Source organism: Olivibacter sp. 47 (assembly GCF_030372825.1).
In the GTDB taxonomy this organism is placed as follows: domain Bacteria; phylum Bacteroidota; class Bacteroidia; order Sphingobacteriales; family Sphingobacteriaceae; genus Olivibacter; species Olivibacter oleidegradans.
The window spans coordinates 4,878,561-4,903,387 of record NZ_JAUCNR010000001.1 but is presented as its reverse complement, the minus strand read 5'-3'; the positions used below and the strand labels follow the sequence as shown (position 1 = coordinate 4,903,387).

Sequence of the window (24,827 nt, the reverse complement as noted above, 5' to 3'; positions counted from 1 at the left end):
ACAAGCATGCAAGAAAAAAACAAGCAATCAACTGCGGAAAGGTTATTCAAGATCCGTTACAAATATTAGCCAGCTTAGCTTTGAAAAAAAAGTATGGTGTAAGAGACAATAATTTTAGGATCTGCTCGTTTTATTGTTTCGATAATTACTATAAATATACGCGGCATTTGGGGGAGCTAGGTCCAATGCAAAAGCAAAGATACCTATCCCCCAAATGACTGCACCAAAGAGCTTTGAACATCGACCTTCATTAGCAACCACCACATCATCCAAATAAAGAAAATTCATTAGGACATCAATCAGATCCGCTTTATTTCTATGATTAAGCCTCCAATCTTTCCATTATCTCTTTTGTATCTTTATAACGACTGGTATCGTACAGTACCCATTCGTGATTGCCACTAATCAGTGCTTTTATCGACTGGATGTAACGAGTTAGCTCACGATCCATTTCTTCACCAAATGAAGGAAGAGTACGTTCCAATTCCTGCAAGCGCATTAGATCAGCATCATGTATATGCAGGGATTCCTTTATTGCTTCTTTAAAGGATAACTTCTTTTCTTTTGCCAGGATGATCACTATATTTTCTGCTCCCTCTTTGTTGAGTTCTTTGCCCAGGGAATGAATATCATTAGCCCAGCTAGCCGTTCTAACTGCCATCAGCAGCATTTGTTGGACCACAGGATGCTGGTAGACATAGAAAGGAAAACTAAACTTGCTTGCCAAGGAGAGCAAGCAGCAACACACATTACCACCGGAAAAATAAGGCCTCATTTTCATATAATCCGCTAGACTTAGCCCCTTCTCCGTTTTAATCAGCTCCGCTTCCATTTGCCAAGACTTGAGCATTTTTAACATCTCTTCCACAAACCATCGCTGCCAATCTTGATCCGTATGTTGCTTTATTTGCTGCCAAAGATCACTAAAGCAAGCACCAAGGTTATTGCCGATACGCATCGGTACCGTTTTATGATGAATAAGAATGTCGATTACGTCATCCTTCAGGGATGTTAAAATTTTTTCGTTATGATTGCTTGGATTTACCATCATATCATCAGCAATGAAAAACAAAGCCGTCCAGCATCCTACCAGATACAAACCGGTTTTATCGGCGAAGGGAAAGGTTCTGGCAGCCCACCAAATATATTTTTCTTCTCTATAACGCTGAACCGATTCTTCCGTAGAAAGAAGTCCAAAGCTACTAATCCAGTTGAAAATTTCATCATGGGTTTCTTCGACAAAAGGCGAAATGCCAAAGGAGAATGGATAACGAATTTGACGAAAAATTTTTTCCATTTTGTTTTGTGTTTAGTATAATATCCAACAAGATTTTATTTTCGGAATGTCAATAACATTATTTATTTTTAAGCTTACTTGCAATCTGCCAATTATCGAACGACAGATGATAAAAAGAGAGCACCCTACGTATCACATTTTCAATCAGAATATCCGGACAAGACGCACCACTTGTTAAATGTATTACTACAGACTCCGACGGCAAATAGTCTTTCGTCAGCTTTAATTGCTGATGGTGAATATCCCAATGCTCTATCGCTGTCTTTGACAGTAAGCTTTCACTGGCGGAAATAAAATAAGTAGGCAGCTTTGCTTCGCATAATTCTACAAGATGAGATGTGTTAGAGCTGTTATACCCGCCTACTACAATTGCCAGATCGGCATCCAGCGAGAGCATTTCTGTTACGGCACTTTGGTTGTCATGCGTGGCATAACAGAGTGTATCCCGCATATTGGCAAAGTGATCCGTTATATGATCATCTGTCAACTGGTAATGTTCGACCATGGTCTGTTGCAAAAAATCAGCTATTTGCTGTGTTTCGTCAGCAAGTAAAGTAGTTTGATTTACTACACCGATTCTCTTTAGATCTTGCGTGATGTGAAAGCCTTCGGAATACCGTCCTTCAAATAGACTATAAAAATCAGCTGGGGGCCTTCGATTTCTGATGAAGTCGGCTAATAGTTCTGCTTCCTTTAGGTCTTTAATAACCATCGAAGCACCGACGCTTCTACTGTGCGAAAAAGTAGCTCTCGTTTCTTCATGGTCAGGTTTTCCATGCACAATCACGGTATAACCTTTATTCGCTATTTGAGATACTCTTGTCCACACTTTTTCGACAAATGGACATTTACTTCGGTAATATATCCGGTTGATTTCCTTCCGCTTTAGCATCTGCTCTACTTCTACCGTTGTGCCAAAGGCTGGCATAATGACTACATCCGCAGGCGTAATTTCTTCCCATGGGATAAGCTGTCTGCCATAGGTATCCATAATAAATTTAACGCCATTTTCCTGAAGGGCTTGGTTTACGTGTGGGTTATGGATAATCTCGCTCAATAGATAAATCCGCTTATGTGGGTTTTCCTGTATGGCAGTGTATGCGGTTTCAATGGCGTTCTCCACACCATAACAAAAACCGAAGTGACGTGCCAGGTTAATTCGAACTTTTCCAAAATCAAGAATAGAAGGGCTGAAATCCTTTTTTAGATGATCACGCTCCTGCCTGCTCTTTTTAATAGCCGTAACCATTTCACTTTTATATGCGGTTGGAATATCAAAGACTTTCATGTTTGACCAGCTTTTGTATGATCCGTTCTTGTTGAAGCATTTCTTTTACAACCGCTTTGATTCCATCTTTATCAAAGCCACATTCCTTATGCAATTCAGTTACTTTACCGTGTTCGACGATACGATCCGGAACGCCTAATATCCGTACGTCGGCGTGATAATTATTAATTGCCATAAATTCCAATACCGCACTTCCCAGCCCACCGATTATTGTACCATCCTCAACGGTAATCAGCTGTCGGTAATGCTGAAAAACATGATGCAAAAGATGCTTGTCAATCGGCTTCACAAATCGCATATCGAACAGTGCCACATTCACTCCATCCGCCTCCAATTCTTCACAGGCCTCCAGGGCGAAGTTCCCGGGGTGACCAAAGGAAAGGATGGCGAGGTCCCGCCCCTCACGAATTTTCCGACCGGTGCCGATCTTTATTTTTCGGAATGGAGTTCTCCAATTGGGCATTACTCCCTGTCCTCTCGGGTATCTGATCATAAAAGGCTGTGTGAGTCCGGAAAGTTGCGCAGTATACATCAGGTTTCGCAATTCAGATTCATTCATGGGAGCGCTGATAATTAGGCCCGGTAAGCATCGCGAATAGGAAATATCGTATATGCCATGATGGGTAGCGCCATCTTCCCCTACCAGTCCTCCTCTATCAAGGCAGAAAATAACCGGTAGCTGTTGCAACACGACGTCATGCACGAGCTGATCATAGCCTCTTTGCATGAAAGATGAGTAAATATTACAGAATACCGTCATTCCCTGCGTAGCTAGTCCAGCAGCTAAAGTTACCGCGTGTTGTTCACATATGCCTACGTCAAAGGTTCGTTCGGGCATCTTCTCCATCATAAATTTGAGAGAAGAACCGGACAGCATGGCAGGCGTAATACCTACAATTTTATCATTGCGCTCGGCGAGTTCGACCACGCTATGTCCAAACACATCTTGGTATTTGGGAGGTTGCGGTCCATCAATGATCGCTTTCTGTATCTTCCCCGTGACCTTATCAAAAAGTCCGGGAAAATGCCATAATGTTTTTTCCTGTTCTGCCGGTGCATAACCTTTACCCTTGGTTGTAATTACATGGAGTAATTTAGGGCCCGGAATATGGCGCATGTACTGCAATGTTTCCACTAATTTCAATACATCATGTCCGTCCAGTGGCCCAAAATAGCGCAAATTTAATGCCTCAAAAAATTTGCTTGCTCGGATAGCATGCTCTTGATTCCTGACTTTGTTCTATGCAGCAGCTCTTTAGATCGTTCCCCGACCAGTGGTAACTTCGTGATTGTTTTTCCTACATTTTTACGGAACTTGTTATAAGTTCCGGTTAAGGTCAGGTGTGTCAGATAGTCTTTTAAGGCGCCCACATTCTGATCAATGGACATGCAATTATCATTTAGAATAACGATTAAGTTGGTATCTGACGCACCGGCATGATTGAGCGCTTCGAAAGCCATACCTGCCGTCATGGCACCGTCACCTATCACCGCAATGTGCTGCTTATCGTGCTGTCCACTAAGTTTGGCAGCGAGCGCCATACCGAGGGCGGCAGAAATAGACGTCGAAGAATGGCCTGTTCCAAATGCATCGTATACACTTTCCTCTCTGCGTGGAAAGCCACTGATGCCCTTATGTTTGCGATTGGTATGAAAAGTGTCACGTCTCCCCGTTAGGATTTTATGACCATAAGCTTGATGCCCTACATCCCAAATTAGCTGATCGTAGGGCGTATTCATAACATAATGCAGGGCAGCCGTTAGCTCAACCGTACCTAAACTGGCTCCGAAATGTCCTCCGTGCCTGCTTACAGTTTCGATTATGAATTCCCTTAGTTCGTCACATAACTGGGGAAGTTGCGACCTTTTCAACTTTTTAAGATCGGTGGGATTATTGATCTGGTCGAGCAAAGACAACTTGGTTTTCTTCATAACGGCGTACAATTTGACGGTGATTATATAATCGTAGATTTACCTATTTAAGACTGTCTTACTAATAAGGAATTCGCCAATTTCATCAGCTTTTCCTTTTTAAAAACAGGCACATCAATCTCTTCTAGATTACCGAAGGCAATTGCTGTATATGACTCGATCGCTTTGGTGGCCCATTGATCTACCTCCAATGCTTTATAACTGTTTATAACGGCTTGGACTTTATCTTGTCCCGTTTGTAAGAAAGCTTCCTTTAACATTATTTTCTGTTTGAAGTCGGCCACTTCAAAAGCTTTGACCAGCAACGCCGTTTTTTTGTTTTCCAAGATATCGCCCCCTACCTGTTTCCCGGTCCGGGCAGTCAAACCAAAGGTATCCAGATAGTCATCCTGTATCTGAAAAGCAATACCAATGTTCTTGCCGAATTCATACAAACTGATCTGTTGTTGCTCATTCGCACCACCCATAATAGCTCCGCACTGAGCTGCACAGCCCAACAGTACCGATGTCTTCCTGGTGATCATTTCCAGGTAATCGGCATAATGTACAGCGTCCATTTCCTTCTTTTCTAAATCGATATCCATCTGCTGTCCCTCGCAAACCTGTTTGGCCGTTTCTGAAAACAATTCGACAATATGCGTTCGGTGAATTAAGTCCACTTTGTTGAGTAACAAATAGCAATAAATAAATAACGTATCGCCAGCGAGGATGGCTGTACCTTCGTCATATTTTGTATGTAAGGTAGCGCGACCTCTGCGCAGGGGGGATCGATCCATGATATCATCATGAATGAGCGTAAAATTATGAAAGAGGTCGATTGCATGCGCTATTCTATAACTATCGGATCGAATAGGAGTAAATAATTCATTGGCCATCAAGCAGAGAGCGGGCCTTATCCTCTTACCGGGTAAATCCAAAAAATAATTGATAGATCCGTAAAGATTTGAGGGGGTAAGCGGGAACACTAACGAATCTCTTTTTTGCTGATAGAGGTCAGATATTGCTGAAAAAGAATGCATGGTATCTCATAATTTAGTGAAGAAAACCGACTCTCACGGAATTTACGGCCAATCAGAAATTATAATCCGTTTATTCTAAATTAACTAATTTTGCAGGAAGAATAAATGTTCAACTTGTTCAGTTTTTCTTTATTAAGAATCTAACACCAACAAAGTCGCTAACAAACAACGTGTTAAAAACACCACACAAACTTGCTTTACCAGCAAATAAAAAATTACCCAATTAATTTCGAACAGTTGCGCGTAAATTAATATAATATCAATATTAACTATAGCTTTCGATCATAACTAATACCGTACGGAAGACGCCTATTTACGATTGGTAACTTGGGTACTTTCGGCCAAACCATAGACAGTTCAACTGACAGCAGCATCAGATATCTCTAATTAATTAAGCGATCTTAGGATAAGCTCGAGACTAGAGATTTCCATAAGAGGCCCGTACACATATCCTACACGAATTAATAAGTTAATTAGTCATTCACAAAAAGGGCTTTACTTGTTCGTAGCTTTCTTTTTTGAGAGAAAGAACTCGTTGTTTGCTTTAACGACAAAAAAGCCGCCCGCAGTAGCCCAAAACCATTCTTGCATTGGATTTCAGAAAACCGAACATCTCTTGTAGGCTTTGGACTACCTACTTTTTAAGCAAACAATAGTATGGTGGTTATGTATTTTTAAATAAGTAAACGGTTTATGAAAGTGGAGTGGAGTAAATTGGTCCGACAGTTTACACTAGCAGGTCCTGAAAGCGACATAACTAATCAGCTTCGCTTGGCTTTAGAAAGTTCGGCACTAGTCGCACCGATGGATGATGTTTTGGTCTTCAGTTATACATTTGATATAAGTGAAACTTGTCGAGAAGCAACCGTATATTATTAACCTGAAGCTTTTGAAAAATGTTATTTTTATAAGTCCCAACGGTAGAGGTATGCAATTGCAGCTGTGCGGCAATATCGCTTAATCGAAGACCTTTGACCATCAATTTGCAGACCTCCAATTCACGGTTAGACAATAATTCAAATGGATTACTTTGTATCGATTTACCTTTTTTGAGCCGGCTTTCCCAAATCATATCTTTTATCGCCGTACTGATATATTGCTTACCAGCCGACACGTTGCCGATCGCTTTTCTAAGTTCTTGGTCATTTGCCGTTTTTTGTATAAATCCATGTGCTCCCTGATCTAGATATCGCAGGGCATACACATGTTCGTCAAAAGCGGTAAACATTAATACTTTAAGATAGGGCTTTTTTGTTCTCAACAGGGAAATCATATCAAGACCTTTGCCTCCCGGGATTTCGATATCCAAAATGGCCAAATCAATTGGATAGTGGTCAATCAGCTCAGTCGCTTTGCCCCATGTTTCGGCTTCGTGAATAACGGGATTTCCGAACATTTCCTTAATAATAAAAAGGACACCTAACCGGATAACACTGTGATCATCGACTAACAAGATATTCATTTTTATTCGTTATCGTTAAAACAATACTTACTTTAATTTATTGGTTTAGGTTGACCGGATCAGTAGTTTAACGAATAATAACTATATAATAATGCGTTGACTTATGTTGACATAGTTTATCTGTTGTGACGGTTAAACGAATGAATAGATTCAGTATTTTTCACGATTCGATATACCCTGATGATGGACTTTATCGCTTTTGCTTGAACCATGTTATAATTAAAGTTCCAATACAGTAAATTCAGTTCTTCTATTCAGTTGATGTTCTGCTTCTGAGCACTTGATGCCGTTAGCACAACGGTTTAATAACTTACTTTCACCGTATCCTTTAGCAATCATCCTATCTCTCGCAATTCCTCTGCTGACTAAATAGTCAACTGCAGCCTGTGCGCGTTTTTGAGAAAGCGTCATATTGTATTTATCCCTTCCTCTGCTATCTGTGTGGGATGAGAGCTCTATTTTTAGGGTCGGATTGTCTTTCATGATTTTTACGAGTCCGTCCAAAATAACCGCGGCATCTTTACGGATATTAAATTTATCAAAATCATAATAGATATTATCCAACCGGAAAGTCTTCCCTTGTTTTAACTGATCTAGGTATAAAGCAACTTTCACCGTATCGCCCGGATTTAATCCATTGGTATTAGTAAATGCCGAATCGGCAATGTAGCCAACTTTTTCGCCTAATACTTGATAAGCCTGCTCTACATCCACTTCAAATTCAAATCGACCTGCCGATTCGCTCGTTTTCTTAGCCAATAAGGTACCTTGTTCATCAAGCAAACTAACGTTTGCGTCAGCTAAAGGTTCTTCGGTCTCCTTGTCGTAAGTTACCCCGGCAAGCAGCACCGTAAATTTCGGTTTTAAATAAGTAAAAGAATATATATCATCACTACCCAAGCCTCCTTTTCTATTTGAAGACATAAAACCCGCCTCGGTGAGATTGGTAATATCGTTAACCGTGTAGGCAAAATCATCAGCAGGAGAATTAACAGGAAAACGCATATTAACCGCCTTAGACCAAGTTTCTTTAGTTCCCATTGCGGTAAAAACATCTAGATTCCCCATACCTGGCCAACCATTACTTGAGAAATACAGAACACCTTCCTTTGTTATACTGGGAAACATCTCGTCTCCGGCACTGTTGATCATCGGACCGGCATTCTTAGGTTCGCCCCACTCACCATTCAATAAGCGCTCACTATACCATATATCGGTTCCACCTTGTCCTCCCGGCATATCCGAGACGAAATATAATGTTTCACCGTCTTGGCTCAAGGCAGCGTGGCCTACTGAATATTCATTCACTCGATTGTAAGCAAAAGGGGTTTCGTTCCAAGTACCGTTATCATTTGTATAAATATATAATTCCAAATTTTTGGTACGGTATCTTTTTCTATCTTCTTTCTCCTTTTGCACCTCTTTTCCGGGATGAGTACGCGTTACATAAAGTGTCGTTCCTTCTTTATTAGACGCCACGGGCCCCACATGATAAGGTTCATTGTTAAATGACGCCTCTGCAATGTTTGATTCCTTCAGGATGTTTCCTTCGTTATGCTTCGCGCTATAAACTCTTAAAAAAGGATTACCCGTCCATCCGTAAACATTCTTGAACATAATAGCATCAGGTTCCCCAACATAATAAACTTTATCTCCAACGGTATATCCTCCAAATTCTGCCAAGGCTGTGTTTACAGAAGACTCGTTTCTTAACTTATGCGTAGTCGGTTGCTGCATCCAAACAATGGCAGAATCGCATCCCCTTATTTGTAAATCAATTTCATTCGTGCTGCCAGCTTTATCTGCATAGTCCTGAAAAGCCCTTTTTGCTTCGGCATATTTTGCATTGGCCTTTAGTACTTCAGCATATCGCAGTTTGTTAATCGGATTGCTTGTGCTATCTTCCAATACACGAACGTACCAATTCTCAGCCATTCCGTAATTATTCATCTTCCTATAGCAATCCGCCAAATTTTCCAAATCGCTTTGCCTCGGTTTTTTACTATCGACCAAGCGTTCATATAATTGAGCGGCCTTCGCGAATTGGTATTCATTATACAGTTGATTTGCCCGATCGCGCAGCGTAGGTTGTTCTTGTGCTTGTACCCCCGATCCTAAAAGGATGAGCACTAATAAATAGGGATATATGTATAATTTCTTCATTGGATTCTGCATTAGCTGATTAATTCGTTACCTGGCCTAAAAGAATCGTGGACTTATGAGTCTATAACCGCTTTGAGGAAAGGTTAAACCAATAGTGACCTCATGCGTTCCGTTTTGAACAGAGCTCAAACGGCTTAATATGTGGTCGTATGAATAACCAATTCGCAAACGTTCGGTGACGTAAAATTGCGCCACACCTGTAATTGCATTAGAGCTTCTCAGATTCTGCTGTCCGTTGGCGTATGATTTACCCATTTTTAATCCCATTCGATATCCCGCTCCCAACCACACTCGTTCCCCAAAGATAAACATGGCATTCAAATCAACATTTGTAGGTCCCTTAAAATCCTCCATAACCATTACACTTGGTCGAAGTTTCATATCTTCTGATAGATCAAACAGGGCCCCTCCTATCAAATACATATGACGCTTACGCTTTAAATTGGAAGTAGCATTCGCGTCCCAACGGAAAATATTATTGGATTGATCACCTGAAAGTAAGTCCATCATAGAAACACCTAAGTACCAACGAGGATTATAATAGTAAACGCCAAAACGTATGTCCGGAATCGTGTTACTGATTTTTCCCGGTGGAATTGTTGGATCGCCCGGATAAGTTGTTCTCAGTTCATTTCCATCCAGTCCGTATTGGGTAATACCTGCCCCGATTCCAAAACTTAGCCTTTGGGTATCTTCAGCATCTAAGCGCAAACGATAAGCATAATTGGCATAGACGGAAGTAGCACTTTGTGCCCCCAATTTATCTGCAGTAACCTGCAAACCTACCCCTGTATTCTTATTCATCCCCAACACGCCGTCTATTGATGCCTGTCCCGTTTTTGGCGCGCCGTCAATACCAGTCCACTGACTACGCAAAGCCATTTGCGCAAACCATTCCTCTTTGTAACCTGCATAAGCTGGGTTTACACTCAGTGAGTTAAAAATGTATTGCGTGAATTGGATATTTTGCTGCGCTTTGACCTCTCCCAAACCGAGTGCCAATGTCAGTACGATGACTAATCTCTTTATATTATGCTTATCCATAGCGTTTTATTTTCATTCGAGTCCTTTGCCTTATGAAGCAATGTGGTTTGTAAGGCCTTGTCCAAAAAGTTTGCCTGTTTCTTTTTGGACAATCCCTACAACCTATGTCCAATATCTACTGTCTCTTTAATAATACCCAACCTTTTTGCGTTTCCACTTTATCTTCCTTAATCAGTTTGATCAAGTAATAGTAAGTACCTTCATTCAGGTTCTGACCATCCCAATTATTATTGTAATTTGGATTATTATATACTTCATTGCCCCAACGATTGAACACATAGAGTTCAACCCGATCATAGCCTTCTATTCCCATAATCTCAAACTGGTCATTCTTACCATCACCATTCGGTGTAAAGGCATTCGGTATGAACAATGGGTTCGGAATCACATTAACCATGACAGTGGCAGCATTACTTACATTGCCTTTTTCGTCTTTCACTGTATAAGTGAATCTATCCGTACCGACATAACCCTTATCCGATGTATACGTCACCGTTCCGTCTGCGTTTACTGCAACTTTACCGTTCTGAGGCGCATTCACAATTTCTACTGAGGCGACATTCAATGGCCATCTAGTAGCTCTATCATTTGCCAACACATTGATGGTAACCGGTGTTGCCGAGGTTGTTTCCGCTTCGTCATCCGCCGCTTCCGGTAATTGATAATCAACCGGTATTTCCGGTGTTTGATCCTCATCATCCGGATCTTGCGTAACCGGTTTATCTGGACCCCAAACTTGGATACCATTGCTAATTACTGCCGGCGCTTCTGCATTAACCAATCCCCTTATCTTCATCGTAATCGTTCCACCTCTAGCTACTTTTGTATTAGCTATGACAGTAGCTGTATTTCCATTACCGCTTGCTGTACCATTACCTGAAGTCACTTCATACCCGGTGATGCTTAATCCTTCACTTGGTAGTTCAGCAATATTGATTACTTTACCACTCAAAATATCTGAAGGACCATTGTTCGTGATAGTTACGGTGAAGCTGGTAGACTCACCCGCTTGGACCCTCGCCTGATCCGCTACTTTTGTAATACTCAAGTTTGATACATAATCAACTGGTATTTCCGGTGTGTCGTCTTCATCGTCCGGTTCTTCTGTTGTCGGTTTGTCCGGACCCCATACGCTGATACCATTGGTTATGGTTGCCGGAGCGTCCGCTGCTATCGTCGCAGTTACCTTGATGATAATGGTTCCGTTAACAGGAATTACTTTATTTGTAGTAACCGTTGCAGCCGTTGCATTTCCGCTAGCTGTTCCATTACCAGAGGTCACTTCGTAACCAGTGATGCTTACGCCACTTCCCGGTCTTTCAGTTAAGGTAATCACCTTACCGCTAGCGATTTCAGCAGGACCATTATTCGTGATTGTTACCGTAAAGCTGGTGCTTGTACCAGCCACCACCCTTGCTTGATCTGCAACTTTTGTTATGCTTAATTGCGCGTCACGATCAACAGGTATTTCCGGTGTATCATCTTCATCATCCGGATCCTCTGTTATAGGTTTATCCGGACCCCAAACGCTGATACCATTTGTGATGGTTGCCGGAGCGTCAACTGCTATTTGTGCAGTCACTTTCACCACGATGGTTCCATTAACCGGTATGTTTGCACTGGTTGTCACCGTAGGCGTATTACCTGTTCCATTGATGGTTCCGTTACCTGATGTCACTTCGTAACCGGTAATGCTTACACCATTTCCTGGCCGCTCTGTCAAGCTAATCACTTTTCCGCTAGGAATAGCCGTCGGACCTTCATTGGTGATTGTCACTGTAAACGTAGTATTTTCGCTGGCTTTTACTCTCGCTTGATCGGCAACCTTGGTTATACTTAAGTTATAAGGTCTTACAAAGTTTACAACAACCGGGCTACCACTGATACCCTTTCCATCTACCGTAGCTGCAATAGTCGCTTGACCAGCACTTGTACTGGTTATACGTACTACTGCTTTACCCGCTGCATCCGTGGTTACCGTTTGCTGGCTGGTAGTGCCGTCAACGTTCGTGATATCGAATACCACATCCTTGTTAGCAATTGGATTTTCAAAGGCATCCACAATGGTGGCTGTTGCTTCGTTATAGTCTACACCGTCCGCTACTGCTCCGTCCTTCGTTACTTCCAGCCTGCTCTTACCAGTGTCTGTCGGGTTCACTACAAAGTTCACAGTTACTGGACTACCATCTTCGTTACCTCCAGCCTGCTCTTGTCGTGATCAACAGGACCCGCTACGAAGGTTACCGTTACCGGACTGCCGCTGATGGCCGTTCCGCCTACCGTTGCTGCAATAGTTGCCTCACCTGCTTTTGTGCTGGTCACACGGACTATCGCTTTACCTGCCGCATCCGTGGTTACCGTCTGCTGGCTGGTAGTGCCGTCAACGTTCGTGATATCGAATACCACATCCTGGCCTGCGATCGGGTTATCGTTCGCATCCACGATGGTCGCCGTTGCTTCGTTGTAATCCACTCCGTCCGCTACTGCTCCGTCTTTCGTCACCTCCAGCCTGCTCTTGTCGTGATCAACAGGGCCCGCTACGAAGGTTACGATCGCCGGACTTCCGACAGTAATTGCTGTGCCATCTACCGTAGCAGTCACACTTGCTTCTCCAGCTTTTATACTAGTTATTGTGGCAAGTGCTTTACCATTAGCATCGGTCGTAATCGTCGTATCTCTCGTTGTACCGTCCACATTCACAATAGTGAAGACTACATCCTTATTGGCTACCGGATTATCGAAGGCATCCAGTAAGGTTGCGGTCACTTCGTTATAGTCTACGCCGTCTGCAATTGCACCATCCTTCGTTACTGCAAGATTGCTCTTCGTAAAGTCTACTTCTTGAGCAGTAACTGTTAATGTAGCTTGTGCAGAAATCACATCACATCCTGTAGTTGAAGAAACAACTACACGATAAGTGTATACTGTACCCGCAGGAACCAATGGAACCGTCAAGCTCAAGCTACTGTTTGTTTCACCCGGAAGCGCTGTCCAAGTAGTTCCTTCCAGTTGTTCCCATTGATAAGTCAAACCGGTTCCTGTAGCGACAACATTAAAGGTAGCCGTGCTTCCCGGCGCCAACGTTAAATTAGCGGGTTGTTCTGTTATTTCCGGCTTATCATTAATAACCAATTTAACCGGTATACGCTCACCGTAACAGATTTCACCACCGGTATTTGTACGGAAGGCTACTACTTCATAAATAACTTCGCCCGTTTTATCCGTCGGTGCTGTAGTTGTTACGGTCGCTCCTTCACCTATTAGATTACCTTCATCGTCAAACCAGCGCAATTGCGTATTTGGTGCTGCTGTAGCGGATAAGGTAATTTCATCACCCTGACAGTAGGCAGTACCATCAACCGGTTGGATATCGGTTGGTGCCGGTAATTCGAGATTTGCACCATGTATGCGCAGACCGTTTGCCAGTAAACCAACTGCTTCATATTGTTCAATACGAACACGGTCGAAATCAGCACCTGCAATAAATTTAAATTGTTGTATTGTTGTACTTCCAGGGAATAAGGTGATATCTAATATCGCTCCTGTTTGACTTCCATCATTATTATTAGTTGCACCGTTGTAAGTACCAATATTTAAGCCTCCTAAGATGCTTGCATCTAAGATTGAATTGTTTCCACTTAGCCATACGGAAACGGTATCACCTTGTTTACCCCCATTCGGGAAGATTAATTCTTGCCATACTTTACCCAATACATTGACTGTTCTCTGTAGCACAGCGTATGTCTCCGGATTGCCATCTACAGCATTGCCGGCATCGGAAACGCCACATAATAAGCATATGCCATTGGTACCATTTGTTTGCGCATTTGCCTCCAAACAATCATCATTGATCACCTCGGTTACATTAACAGTAACCGTTACTTTTGGCGATTCACAAAGTGCCCCCACCTTGCTCCGAACAGATACCTCATATGTTTTAACGCCTACCGGCAAGTCATTTGGCACCGTAAAGGTTGCTCCTATAAATTCGGCAGGTGTCCCGTTATTATCATATGTCCAGACAATCTCATAATCTGCAGGATCGCCTGTTTGTGTTTCGCCTAAAGCGGCGGTTATATCGATGCTTTGACCTACACTCACAGTCACCTCTGTTTGTACACGCGGTGCTTCAACAGTCGCATTTACATTGATAGTTACTGACACCGCAGCGGATGCATCGCCTTCGCATACATCATCTCCGGATACAGTCACATAGAACGTATTCACACCTGTTGCTAATGTAGTTGGCATAAAGCTAGCTCCTTCTACCGGTGTATCAGATAAGTCAGCCGTTGTATACCAACGGAATATTGGGTTGGTAACGGTCGTACTGCTGGCCGTGAAGGTTACCTCTTCACCTGCGCATAAATCAGTAGGATAGGTCGCTATATCTATATCTCCCAGAACTCCCTTACGGTTAATGGTAAAGGTTACAGAAGTTCTATCAGCCGCTGGTGTCTCGCAGTATTCATCGCTGCTTACACCCACAGTATACGTATAGGTACCAGGCGTTAAGACTAGTTCCAAAGTACCGTCTTCACCACCTGTAACAGCTGCTCCTGCACCATCATACCAATGGAATACCGGATTAGTTAACGTAATAGCAGCATCAACCGTTGCAGCTAGCACCACATTTCCAGCGGGGTCTGTACAGATACCGGTGCTCGGCGTCTGGCCATTAATCGTTACCGTAATTGGTTCAGTGAACACTGGTTTCACACCGGCAGTAATTGTAGTACGTTCACCACTTATACAGCCTCCTGCATCCCGTGATTCTACCAGGTAGCTAACGCTCGCTGTAACATTGTGAATAACAACAGCATTGGTAGTTGCATCATGACTAATTAGAGCCGGATCCGTTATCTCTACGCCATTTGCATCATAGAAATGGTAGGTAATGCTTGGCTGGCTATTTGTAAGCGTAAAGCTTGCATTTTCACCTTCGCAAACTAATAGATTAGTTGTATCAAATGTCGGTGCATCCAGTTCACTGCTCACGGTTACATCCACCGCTCTTCCTGATTCATTTTCACAATAACCATCTGCTGACATTGTTACATAGAAGGTGTATGGAGTTGCATTTATTGGTAAACCGGTTATTGTTAATACTCCCGTTGCCGCGTCTATCGCATAAGTGATGCCCGCTACAGTTCCGTTGACAATCTCAACCGATTTATCAGCCGAGCTGTACCATTTGAATATTGGGTTTGTTACATTAGCGTCACTCGCACTAGGAGTTAACACTACCGGCGATCCGAAACAATGCGCCCCCTCTCCGATTACATTGATATCAGTGTCAACTGCTTGTTTGTTGATAACAAAAGTTACTGATTTGCGATCAGCAGGTAAGCTTTCACATACATTATCCCCACTCACACCGACCTGATAGGTGTAAGTTCCGGCAGCTAATACACCTAAGTTTAAGGTACCATTCTCGCCACCACTTACGGCTGCCCCTGCTTCATTATACCAGTGGAACACGGGGTTAACAACGGTACTGGTTGCGCTTAACGATGCCGTCAATACGACTTCTTCATTTGGCTCCAAGCATAATGGCGCCGTAGGTTCAGCTCCATTTACCAATATGTTATTAATATCCGCTTCAACAGCTGTTGGTTTAATGGTAACTGTGATTGCTATTCTAGCGCCTACTTCGCAACCTTGGCGAACCGCCTGTACATAGAATGTGTGTTCGCCGGCAGCCAAACCATCAGGTAAAGCGAAACGGAAACCATCGGAAGTAGTCAATTCATTACCGCCTTCAGCAGCATCAAAGATTTTATAAACTGTACAATCATCAACTTTGTTCAATTCAATTGAATCGCCCAGGCATAATTTTAACTCACCATCCGGGTCCACTACAGGACTAATGGTTGGCTTTAAGTTGATATCGTAAATATTGGTTGTATTACCCAATACACTAGCTACACTTCCATAACTGATACGTACTCGATCAAAAGGTTCGTTGGTTGGCGCAACAATAATTGCTGCCCTTTGACTGCTGCCAAGTAAACCCAAGAGCTTAAGATTTAATAAACCGCTGTCCTCATCCAATGGCTCACCTACTGGTGTTTCACCTAGGTAGCGTTGAATCGTATAGCCTTTCAAAAGCTCAAGTTGTAAGATCGGATCATTAGGCACTTCTGTAACGATGCGGATCGAATCGTTCAGCTGACTTTGTGTTTTGAACGCTACGGTTAAGAATGCTTCATTCAATACAGCTGCAGCTCTTGAAATCGTTGCAAACGACGTTGTATCATTATCTACCGCATTCCAAGCATTGCTTACAGAAGAAGTCGCACTTAACGCTCCTAAGCCAATATCCCTCACTCCATGTAATACATCAATCACGTTCGCTTTAACACCAGGAACCACAGGTGCACAATTGTTTGTTGTGCTATTCTGCGTAACGTAAGCTCCGTACACTCTTGTATTCTGTGCAACACTTAATACGGCCGCTTGTATAACACGTACTCCTTTATAATTTTTAGGACCACTATTATCTGCTGGTACAAAAGTAAACTCAGCAACATTGTCGCCTACCAATAAATCTAGCAATCCGCCTTGTACATTTTGTGGTCTTCCTATTTCGTTTCCATCTGCATCTAAACCTACTACCGAAACACCCGATATAAGACCCACAGCACTCAGTTCTTTACCAAATTTCACGCTAACCGGTGTTCCAGCTTCTACTTCTTGCGCAAATAGCAAGTTTTGGCGAACGCTACCGATTCCGGCTACGCCCAATAATGTTCTTAGCGTAGCATGTGTTTGCGGGTTACCATCTACTGCATTAGTCGGGTTCTCTACATCTCCTGTAAGCACCGCACTCCAAGTTTGCGTATTGGCGTAAACCCGTTCTACCAATGGAGGACAAGCATTCTCATCGTATACGGTTATTACAACCGTTGCAGAAGCCGAGCAACCACCATTCGTTACAACAGCTGTATAGGTATATACACCCGGTGTACTAAATGTTGGATTTAAATTAGTAGTTACATTACCATCATTATCATACCATGTTGGTGTTAGACCAGTAGGATCTGTTGTCACACCAGGGATTTGAACAGCCTCTCCCACCTTAGCGGAAATAGCTGCATTTCCATTTATTGTAATCTCAGGAGTCGGATTCACCGTGATTACCAGGTCAGTAGAAGCAAGGCTTGTACAACCGGTGTTTGGATCAGTTACCATAACCGTGTAGGTGCCAGCCTCATTAACGGTGAGTGTTTGCTGCGTTGCACCTTGAATTTCAACACCATCCTTAAACCATTGGTTTCCATCAGTAGCACTCGAAGTTAAAGTAACTTCAGTGCCGGAGCAGATAGCCGCGTCGCCGTCTAATTGAACAGTTGGTTGAGTAGGACGTGGATTCATTTGCACAGCAAAACTTGCAGACACTGAACTTTCACATCCGCCAGCATTCAAAGCAATTACCGTATACTGGCCGGCAGTGCTCACTTCAAGGTTTGCACTGGTTTGCCCGGTAATTTCCACCCCATTGTTAAACCATTTATACGAGTCGGCATTGCCACTGGCTACGAGGGTAGTGAAACCTCCTTCACAGAAAGGATTGGCTCCTGTAGCTGTGATGGTAGGTGTTTCAGGCATCGCCGACACCGTTACGCTAATCTGAGCTGGTGGATTATTAAAGCAGAATCCGTCACCTTCAACCACTACGTAATACGTGGTATTGACTTCGGGATTCACGGTAATAGATAAACCGGTTAACGGTGTACCGGAAAGATCCGCAGTGGTATACCATTTCACCGAACCGGCGCTAGGTGGCGTTGTTAAACCGGAGAATGCCGCGGTCAAGGTAATCTCTTCGCCGGCACATATCGGATTTTCAGCCCCGGCAAGTGTAATATTAGAGGCGTCAATTGGCGTACAATCCGTTGGCATACTATGCGTAGCCGTTTCTGATTTATCGGCCGTATTATCTTCGTTTCGATAAGTTGCTGTTACACTATTATCGATGGACGTAACAACCGTTGGGTCAATTGTATTGACACGTACCGTAAAGGTATATGTCTGGGTTTCTCCAACAGCAAGTGTCGGAATTGTTAATTCAAGATTATTTCCGTTTTGCGTAAAGTCGCCAGCACTTTCAAGCGCCGTATTTTGTGGAATTGCATCCACCAAATTAACATTGGTTAAGGCTTTATTACCATTATTGGTTACGGTAACCGTATAAGTGATCACATCATTCGATACAGCTTGTCCACTATTTGCGCCATCGCTCGTACCAGTCAGTGCTAAATCTAAATCGTGAAGAGGCGTTACATCCAACGGTGTGCCGGTTGTACCGGTAGTATCCGGTTCACTTGGTGTTGTATTATCAACCGGAGGGAAGCTTTCAATAGGTGTGGTCAGTTCATCACTTACCACAGTCGCCAAGTTCCGGATTACATCGATACCGGTCAAATCTTCATTTACTTTAACCGTAAATATCTGCGGAGTGGAAGTCTGACCTGCCGCTAAACTAGGTATCGTAAATGTTACGGTATTGCCAGCAAAACTACCTCCTGAAACGTAGGTAAGTCCCGCAGGCAAGACATCGGAAATCACCACATTGGTTAGATCCTGATTTCCATTATTTCTTACATAGATTGCATACTCAACCGTCTCACCTCCGCGAACAGCCGTACTATCAGCACTACCGTTAACCTTATAAGCTTTCCAAGATACCAGGTTGTCGGCTGGAGCTACCGGAATAACCGTACCTGTACCACCTGTATCATTTGGTTCAGTCGGATTTGTATTATCTACCGGCGGGAAGCTTTCCGTAGGCGTACCAACCTCATTGCTTGTCACAGCGGCGACATTTCTAATCTCTGTAAGCCCGGTTAAATTAGCTTTCACCTTAACCGTAAATACCTGAGGGCTTGAAGTTTCACCAACAGCTAAAGTTGGTATCGTAAAGCTTACAGCGCTGTTCGCCGATGTCCCACCTGACACGTACTCAGTTCCGGTTGGAATAGGATCTGTAATATTTACGTTAGTCAGAGCTTGGTTACCCGTATTTCGTACATAAATGGTATATTCAATTTCTTCACCACCACTAACAGACGTGATAGAAGCATCGCCATTTACTTTATAAGCTTTCCAGGACACGAGAGATGAAATTTGATCTACAGGAATATTAGTTCCGGTAGGTCCGCTTGTATCCGGATCTGTAGGAGTAGCATTATTTGCAGGCGGATAAGTTGGTTTACCAGGGTCATTGGCATCCGTTTTTACAAAAGCCGTATTACTAATTTGAGCAACACCGGTTAGGTCGGCATTTACGGTCACCTTAAAGCTCAATGTAGTGGTAGCACCTGCTGCGACAGCCACATTCTCGAATGTAACAGCATTGCCAGCCAACACACCGCCCGATCCGTCGACATAGGTAGTATGGGCTGGTATTGTATCTGTTACAGACAATCCTGCCAGATCCACCGTACCCGTATTTCTAATATGGATCGTATAAGTTACTTCTTCACCTCCTTTTACTGAAGCAATAGAAGGATCGGCATTTACTGCATAGCTCTTCCAAGCTACGAAATCTGATACCGCATCACAATCTTGTTGAATATAATAGAGCCTTACATTCGGAACCACGGTAACACCTACCAGCGATCTTAAACGAATCGCTAGTTCATCTACTGCTACATCAGGTGACACACTGATTTCGGGACTAGCGCCGTTGTTGAATAATTGCAATAGGTTAACATTTCCGACAACCGCATTCTCTAAGGTTTCAACATACACTTCCTGTCCGTTGTTATATCCTACCACATCAATTCTTCCAAAGACACCGGCATCCAATGTTCCTGTGCCAACAGCCATTTTAATTTTGAAAATGCTGTTTGCTTCGATTTCTTTGTTAAATTGAACATTTTGTTGAATAGCTCCGGCAACGCTTAATGCACCTAGGCTAATCTCGGAATAGTCACCGTTATTATTATTGTCAAGTACACGATAAGGATTCTGTACTCCGTAATTTCCTATACCTGTTAGGCCAGCGGTTAAGCCTGAACCATCAAAAGAAGTAGTAAATGCTTCTGCACAACCTTCAAAGTCGGTTTCATAGCACATACCATAAACATTCATGCTGTTATTTTGTCCCAATAACAATGCATCAGTATGGTCTTCAATGCGAACACTTTGGTAGGCCGTGTTAGGTGTGATAGCTAAATAGTATCGCCCTGCATTATCCTGAACGACACGAATTTGTTTATTTGGGTTCATACCCGTTGTTGACCCTGTAAACGAATCTTCGCTCGATCCTGAAACTACAGTAGCTCCGCTCGCGTCTTTTACATAAACATGGAAGTAATGATTTCCAAGTACGACGTTATTCAGAATATCCGTCAACACTTTACCTACACTTCCGGCTAACAATGCGTCTAATAACCCACCTTCGGTATCAATGCGTATATACGACGTAGTACCTGCTGCAACTGGGGCAGCATAACCGAATTCTACATGACCTGAATATTTGGTTAAACCTGCGTCCGAACGAATCGTTGCATAACTATTATGATTTCCATCAAATAAGTTCTGCAAATCGTCGGTATGTTCAGCGCTTACCAAATCATCGGCGCAAACCGGGTTCCGATAAGGAGGTTCCAAGAAATCCGGGTCAGGACAATTTTCAGAGATTCGACTTACTCCATAAAATCTCAGAGGAGCGCTGGTATTTATACTTGCTACCGATTGCAAGCCAAATTGTACGCGGTCGTACACAACACCTGGTGCAATGGTCAATTGGATGATGCCACCCGTATTAAGCAGCCCTAAAAGGTCTAGATTATTGATCAGTGAGCTTTGAAGTGGTTGGTTATATACTTCATCATCTCCATTAAATAACTTAATTCGGTAAGATCCTGCCAAATCTACGTTTAAAATCCCTGGCTGATCTAATTGTACCCGTAATCTCAGTGAATCTGTTGCAGCTGATTTTGTTTTGAAGTAGATATTTTGATACACGGTAGCACCGACGCCTGCGACACCTAAATTGATGGTGGAGTAATTAGATGAGTTTTCATCGATTGCATATTGTGAATTGAAAACACCTCCTTTACTGATATCCAATAAATCTAAAGTAAGTCCCGAACCATCGAACGAAGTAAAGGTTGCTTGCTCGCAAGGATTGAACTCAGTTTCTCTGCACATGCTGTAGACGTTCATGGTAGCGGTGTTATTACCACCGATCAATGCGGCCAAACCATGCGTGATACGAACCGATTGATAAGGGACATCAGCCGTCACTGCTATGTAAAAACGACCATTAGCGTCTTTGACTACTTTTACCGCTTGATCGCTAAAGCCGTCGACGCTGGATGCGTTATATATCTGGTTACCGTTTGCGTCTTTCAGCATCACTTCAAAATAGTGATTGCCCAGTAATAGGCCACCAGCTAAATCGGCCAGGGCACCGCCTAAACTTCCTCCTAATAAGGAGTTCAACATATCATCTTCGAAATCAATACGGATATAGGACGTTTCTTTTGCCGGGATAGCATTCGAATAAGCCAGTTCAATGTGGCTGCTAAAGGCACCCAAGCCTAGCGCTGTACCTGTACCGGCATATAACGTAGCATACGTATCGTTTTTCCCATCGATCGTATTAAGAGGGAAGTTCGTGTTTTCGAAACTTGTTACCGTTGTTCCACAATCCTGGTTATTAAACGGCGGTGTCGTTACAGGTGGATCTTGTAATTCCGGATCCGGACAAGCTGCACTGAAACGCTCAATGCTGAATACCTGTAATGGATTATTAATTACGTTTGCACTCAACAAAGACTCAATACCTACCGCTACACGGTCGAAAGGTCTTCCGGGACCAAATGGTAAGGATAGTACTTGTCCGCCTTGTAATAAATCGAGCAAGTCAAGATCAGAGACCAGTCCATCTCTAAGTCGTTGCGAGAAGACTTCTTGGTCACCGTTAAAGGCTTTCACCACGATACTTCCCAATACCTCGGCTGATAAAGCAGAACCACCGTCCATTCTCAATTTTACGCGGAAGTGATCTGTTTCCGCCGACACCCCATGGAAATCGACATATTGATAAACGCTTGCTGCTATACCCGCAGCGCCAATACTAATAGAAGAAGCAGTATTTACATCACCGTCAATAGCGTTCTGTGCGTTGGTTACACCGGCATTTCCTACGCCTAGTAAATCAAGTGAAATCCCGTTAGAAGCAGTATAAGTAGCAAATGCCTGTTCACATGGCTCGAAACCGGTTGAGACACAAGCATGATAGACATTCATATTTCGCACCTCTCCGAGCCCAAGCAAGGCTCCGAGGCTTTCTGTGATACGTATACTATTATAATCGCCATTTGGCGTAATTGCGATATAGTAGCGTCCGAACTTATCTTGAACAACTTTTACACGACCTTCAGTATTGTAAAAACCTGTATTGCTAGAGCCGCTTAAGACCGAAGCACCATTATTTTTTGCTTCTACCGTAAAATAATGACTTCCGAATAAAACATTATTAACTGCGCCACCTAACAATTGTCCAACACTACCATTCAATAATCCTCCGAGCACCTCATTATCAAAATCTATACGAATATAGCTGGTGGTACCTGCTGGTCTTATTTGACTAAATCCAAGCTCAATATGGCCACTATAAGAACCGATACCAGCGGCTGTACCTGAGCTTGCTTCTAAAGTACTGTAACTGTCGTTGTTACCGTCAACGGCGTTATAAGGAAAATTAGCATATTCAGAAGAAATGAGATTGGTTGCGCAATCTTTCTGACTGAGCATATGATCCGTTGGATTTGGAGGAATAATCGGATTAGGGTCAGGACAAGTCAGTATACCACTATTCGCTCCACCATATCGTTCAACACTGTAGACTCTTAATGGCGAGCTGGCTAAACTTAATCCTACCGAAGTGTTCACCCCTATCGCTACCCGATCGAACGGTACACCCGGACCAAACGGCAAAGTTACAGTTTCGCCATTACGCAATAGACCTAATAAATCGACACCATTGATGAGTCCTCCTTGTAATTTCTTTGAAAAGACTTGTTGATTTCCGTTATATGCACGGATTTCAAAGCTACCTATTAAATTAAGGTCCAGTAAACTGCCGCCCCCGATTGAAAATTTGATTTTGAAGTAATCCTGTGGGGCCGATAAGCCATTAAAATAGAAAGTTTGGAATACAGAGCCCGCAACTTGCAAGGTGCCTGTACTGATTGTAGAATAGTTGTTAGGATCGCTATCAACTGCATTCTGTGGATTTTGGACGACATCCGTTAAGGCAACGTTTAGCCCCGTGCTTTTACCTACATCTGTGTAAGTTGCTAATCCACATGAAGTGCCAGAGTAAGGGTAAAGCATGGTGAACCCTCATTGATATAGTTGAAGCGACGTTTACCTCTGGAGGGAATGTCAATCTAATTCTTACGCCGTTATATGGAATAGTATTTTGAGGCGCAGCTATTGCTAAATATAGATCTCCATTATTGTCTCGCACAAAGGAAGTTTCTATATTAAGGCCTGCGATTCGAGTTCCCTCATCAGCGGTCGTTGAACCGTTATTCGCGTTCTGGTATAAATCAGCAATGATAATATCATTAGGAGCTCCTAACAATTGACCTAAGTTGAGACCAAGGCCCGACTCTGCTAGCTCGGAAACTTTAATGAACGAAATTGCATTTGCAGCTTGGGCGGTTGGATATTTCAACTGTAACCACCCATCTCCTCCAGCCAACAATACTGTTCTCTGGGATGTTATAGTTGCATAGGTGTCATCTGCTATTGCAGCATTACCCGCGTCCGTTACACCTCCACCATTAAATAACCCAATTTGGATTCGTCCGGAGTTAGGTGTCCAAGTCGCATAAGATTTCGTTTGCCCATATCCCTTTCCGGTCATACCAAATACGGCAAAGAATACCGCTAGGACAGTAAATACAAAGTGGGAAAAAGATTTTCTGAACGTAAAAGTTGTTTCCATACAACAGCTGTTAAGTAGAATGTCTATTTTTGAAGAATAATCCAAATTCAGCTATCACTCCGCATTAAAATAAAAGCATATTAAAAAGGCAACTATAGTTTCCCTCCATGCAAACATTTTCATTCGAAACCGATAACAATAAATTAGTGAACTATTCGTTGTATAAATGGTGAGTAATTAGTGATACAATACACACAGTATTACTCATTATTATCGCATAATAATTGTCATACAAATGTATTTCACCAAAATGAAGAATTAGTTGTTCACAATGTTCATTTAGAATTAGGCGTGTTCACGGTGTTCACTAATACAAATTCATGTTCAGTTTGTTCAGTTTTTAAAACAAACAACACATTTATTCACAATTTTTTCACACTAATCACACTGTTCAGAACTTACTTATCAATAATTGATTGCTAGGTTATTGATGTAAAAAGATTGTTAAAAAGCTATAAAACAAAGGATTTACATATTAAGTAGATGGAAAACACTAACTGCTCTCCTACTTTACGCTCTCAAGAAAAAAAAGTGCTTTTAAATTTTGCGAAAGAAATTTTCATTTTTATTAAGCTTTCTGTTTTTGTTAACCAAAACTTTAACTCTTATCTTTATCACACGGTGCATTAACACAGTTGTTGACCAAA

At 42.6% G+C, this 24,827-nt stretch carries 11 protein-coding genes; all 11 read right to left on the bottom strand.

The window, feature by feature from the left end; genetic code table 11:
* Window positions 1–322: 322 nt before the first annotated feature.
* Window positions 323–1,297: a terpene synthase family protein gene (locus tag QT327_RS21175; RefSeq protein WP_130856250.1), complete on the bottom strand. Its 975-nt coding sequence runs from the start codon at window positions 1,295–1,297 to the stop codon at window positions 323–325.
* Window positions 1,298–1,355: 58 nt separating this feature from the next.
* Window positions 1,356–2,585 (bottom strand): 4-hydroxy-3-methylbut-2-enyl diphosphate reductase, encoded by a 1,230-nt coding sequence (locus QT327_RS21170; RefSeq protein WP_130856249.1) that lies wholly within the window; start codon window positions 2,583–2,585, stop codon window positions 1,356–1,358.
* Window positions 2,572–3,765: a transketolase C-terminal domain-containing protein gene (locus QT327_RS28340; RefSeq protein ID WP_354004792.1), complete on the bottom strand. Its 1,194-nt coding sequence runs from the start codon at window positions 3,763–3,765 to the stop codon at window positions 2,572–2,574. The genes QT327_RS21170 and QT327_RS28340 overlap by 14 nt, the downstream gene beginning before the upstream one ends.
* Before the next feature lie 2 nt (window positions 3,766–3,767).
* Window positions 3,768–4,517, bottom strand: coding sequence for a 1-deoxy-D-xylulose-5-phosphate synthase N-terminal domain-containing protein (locus QT327_RS28335; RefSeq protein WP_354004791.1), 750 nt, complete (start codon window positions 4,515–4,517; stop codon window positions 3,768–3,770).
* Between the two features lie 47 nt (window positions 4,518–4,564).
* On the bottom strand, window positions 4,565–5,536 hold the full coding sequence (locus QT327_RS21160; protein WP_130856247.1) for a polyprenyl synthetase family protein: 972 nt from the start codon (window positions 5,534–5,536) through the stop codon (window positions 4,565–4,567).
* 823 nt (window positions 5,537–6,359) lie between these two features.
* Window positions 6,360–6,998 carry a response regulator gene (locus QT327_RS21155; protein ID WP_130856246.1) on the bottom strand — a complete coding sequence of 213 codons (639 nt, stop codon included), beginning with the start codon at window positions 6,996–6,998 and terminating at the stop codon, window positions 6,360–6,362.
* A gap of 219 nt (window positions 6,999–7,217) precedes the next feature.
* Window positions 7,218–9,161: an OmpA family protein gene (locus QT327_RS21150; RefSeq protein ID WP_130856245.1), complete on the bottom strand. Its 1,944-nt coding sequence runs from the start codon at window positions 9,159–9,161 to the stop codon at window positions 7,218–7,220.
* Window positions 9,162–9,197: 36 nt separating this feature from the next.
* Window positions 9,198–10,205: a PorP/SprF family type IX secretion system membrane protein gene (locus QT327_RS21145; RefSeq protein ID WP_013665372.1), complete on the bottom strand. Its 1,008-nt coding sequence runs from the start codon at window positions 10,203–10,205 to the stop codon at window positions 9,198–9,200.
* Between the two features lie 115 nt (window positions 10,206–10,320).
* Window positions 10,321–12,375 (bottom strand): T9SS type B sorting domain-containing protein, encoded by a 2,055-nt coding sequence (locus QT327_RS21140; RefSeq protein WP_289553942.1) that lies wholly within the window; start codon window positions 12,373–12,375, stop codon window positions 10,321–10,323.
* Between the two features lie 2 nt (window positions 12,376–12,377).
* The gene (locus QT327_RS21135) at window positions 12,378–23,561 is read right to left on the bottom strand and encodes an Ig-like domain-containing protein (RefSeq protein WP_289553940.1); all 11,184 of its coding nucleotides are present in this window, start codon (window positions 23,559–23,561) and stop codon (window positions 12,378–12,380) included.
* Window positions 23,503–24,180 carry a hypothetical protein gene (locus QT327_RS21130; RefSeq protein ID WP_289553939.1) on the bottom strand — a complete coding sequence of 226 codons (678 nt, stop codon included), beginning with the start codon at window positions 24,178–24,180 and terminating at the stop codon, window positions 23,503–23,505. Before QT327_RS21130 ends, QT327_RS21135 begins: the two co-directional genes overlap by 59 nt.
* Window positions 24,181–24,827: the final 647 nt, after the last annotated feature.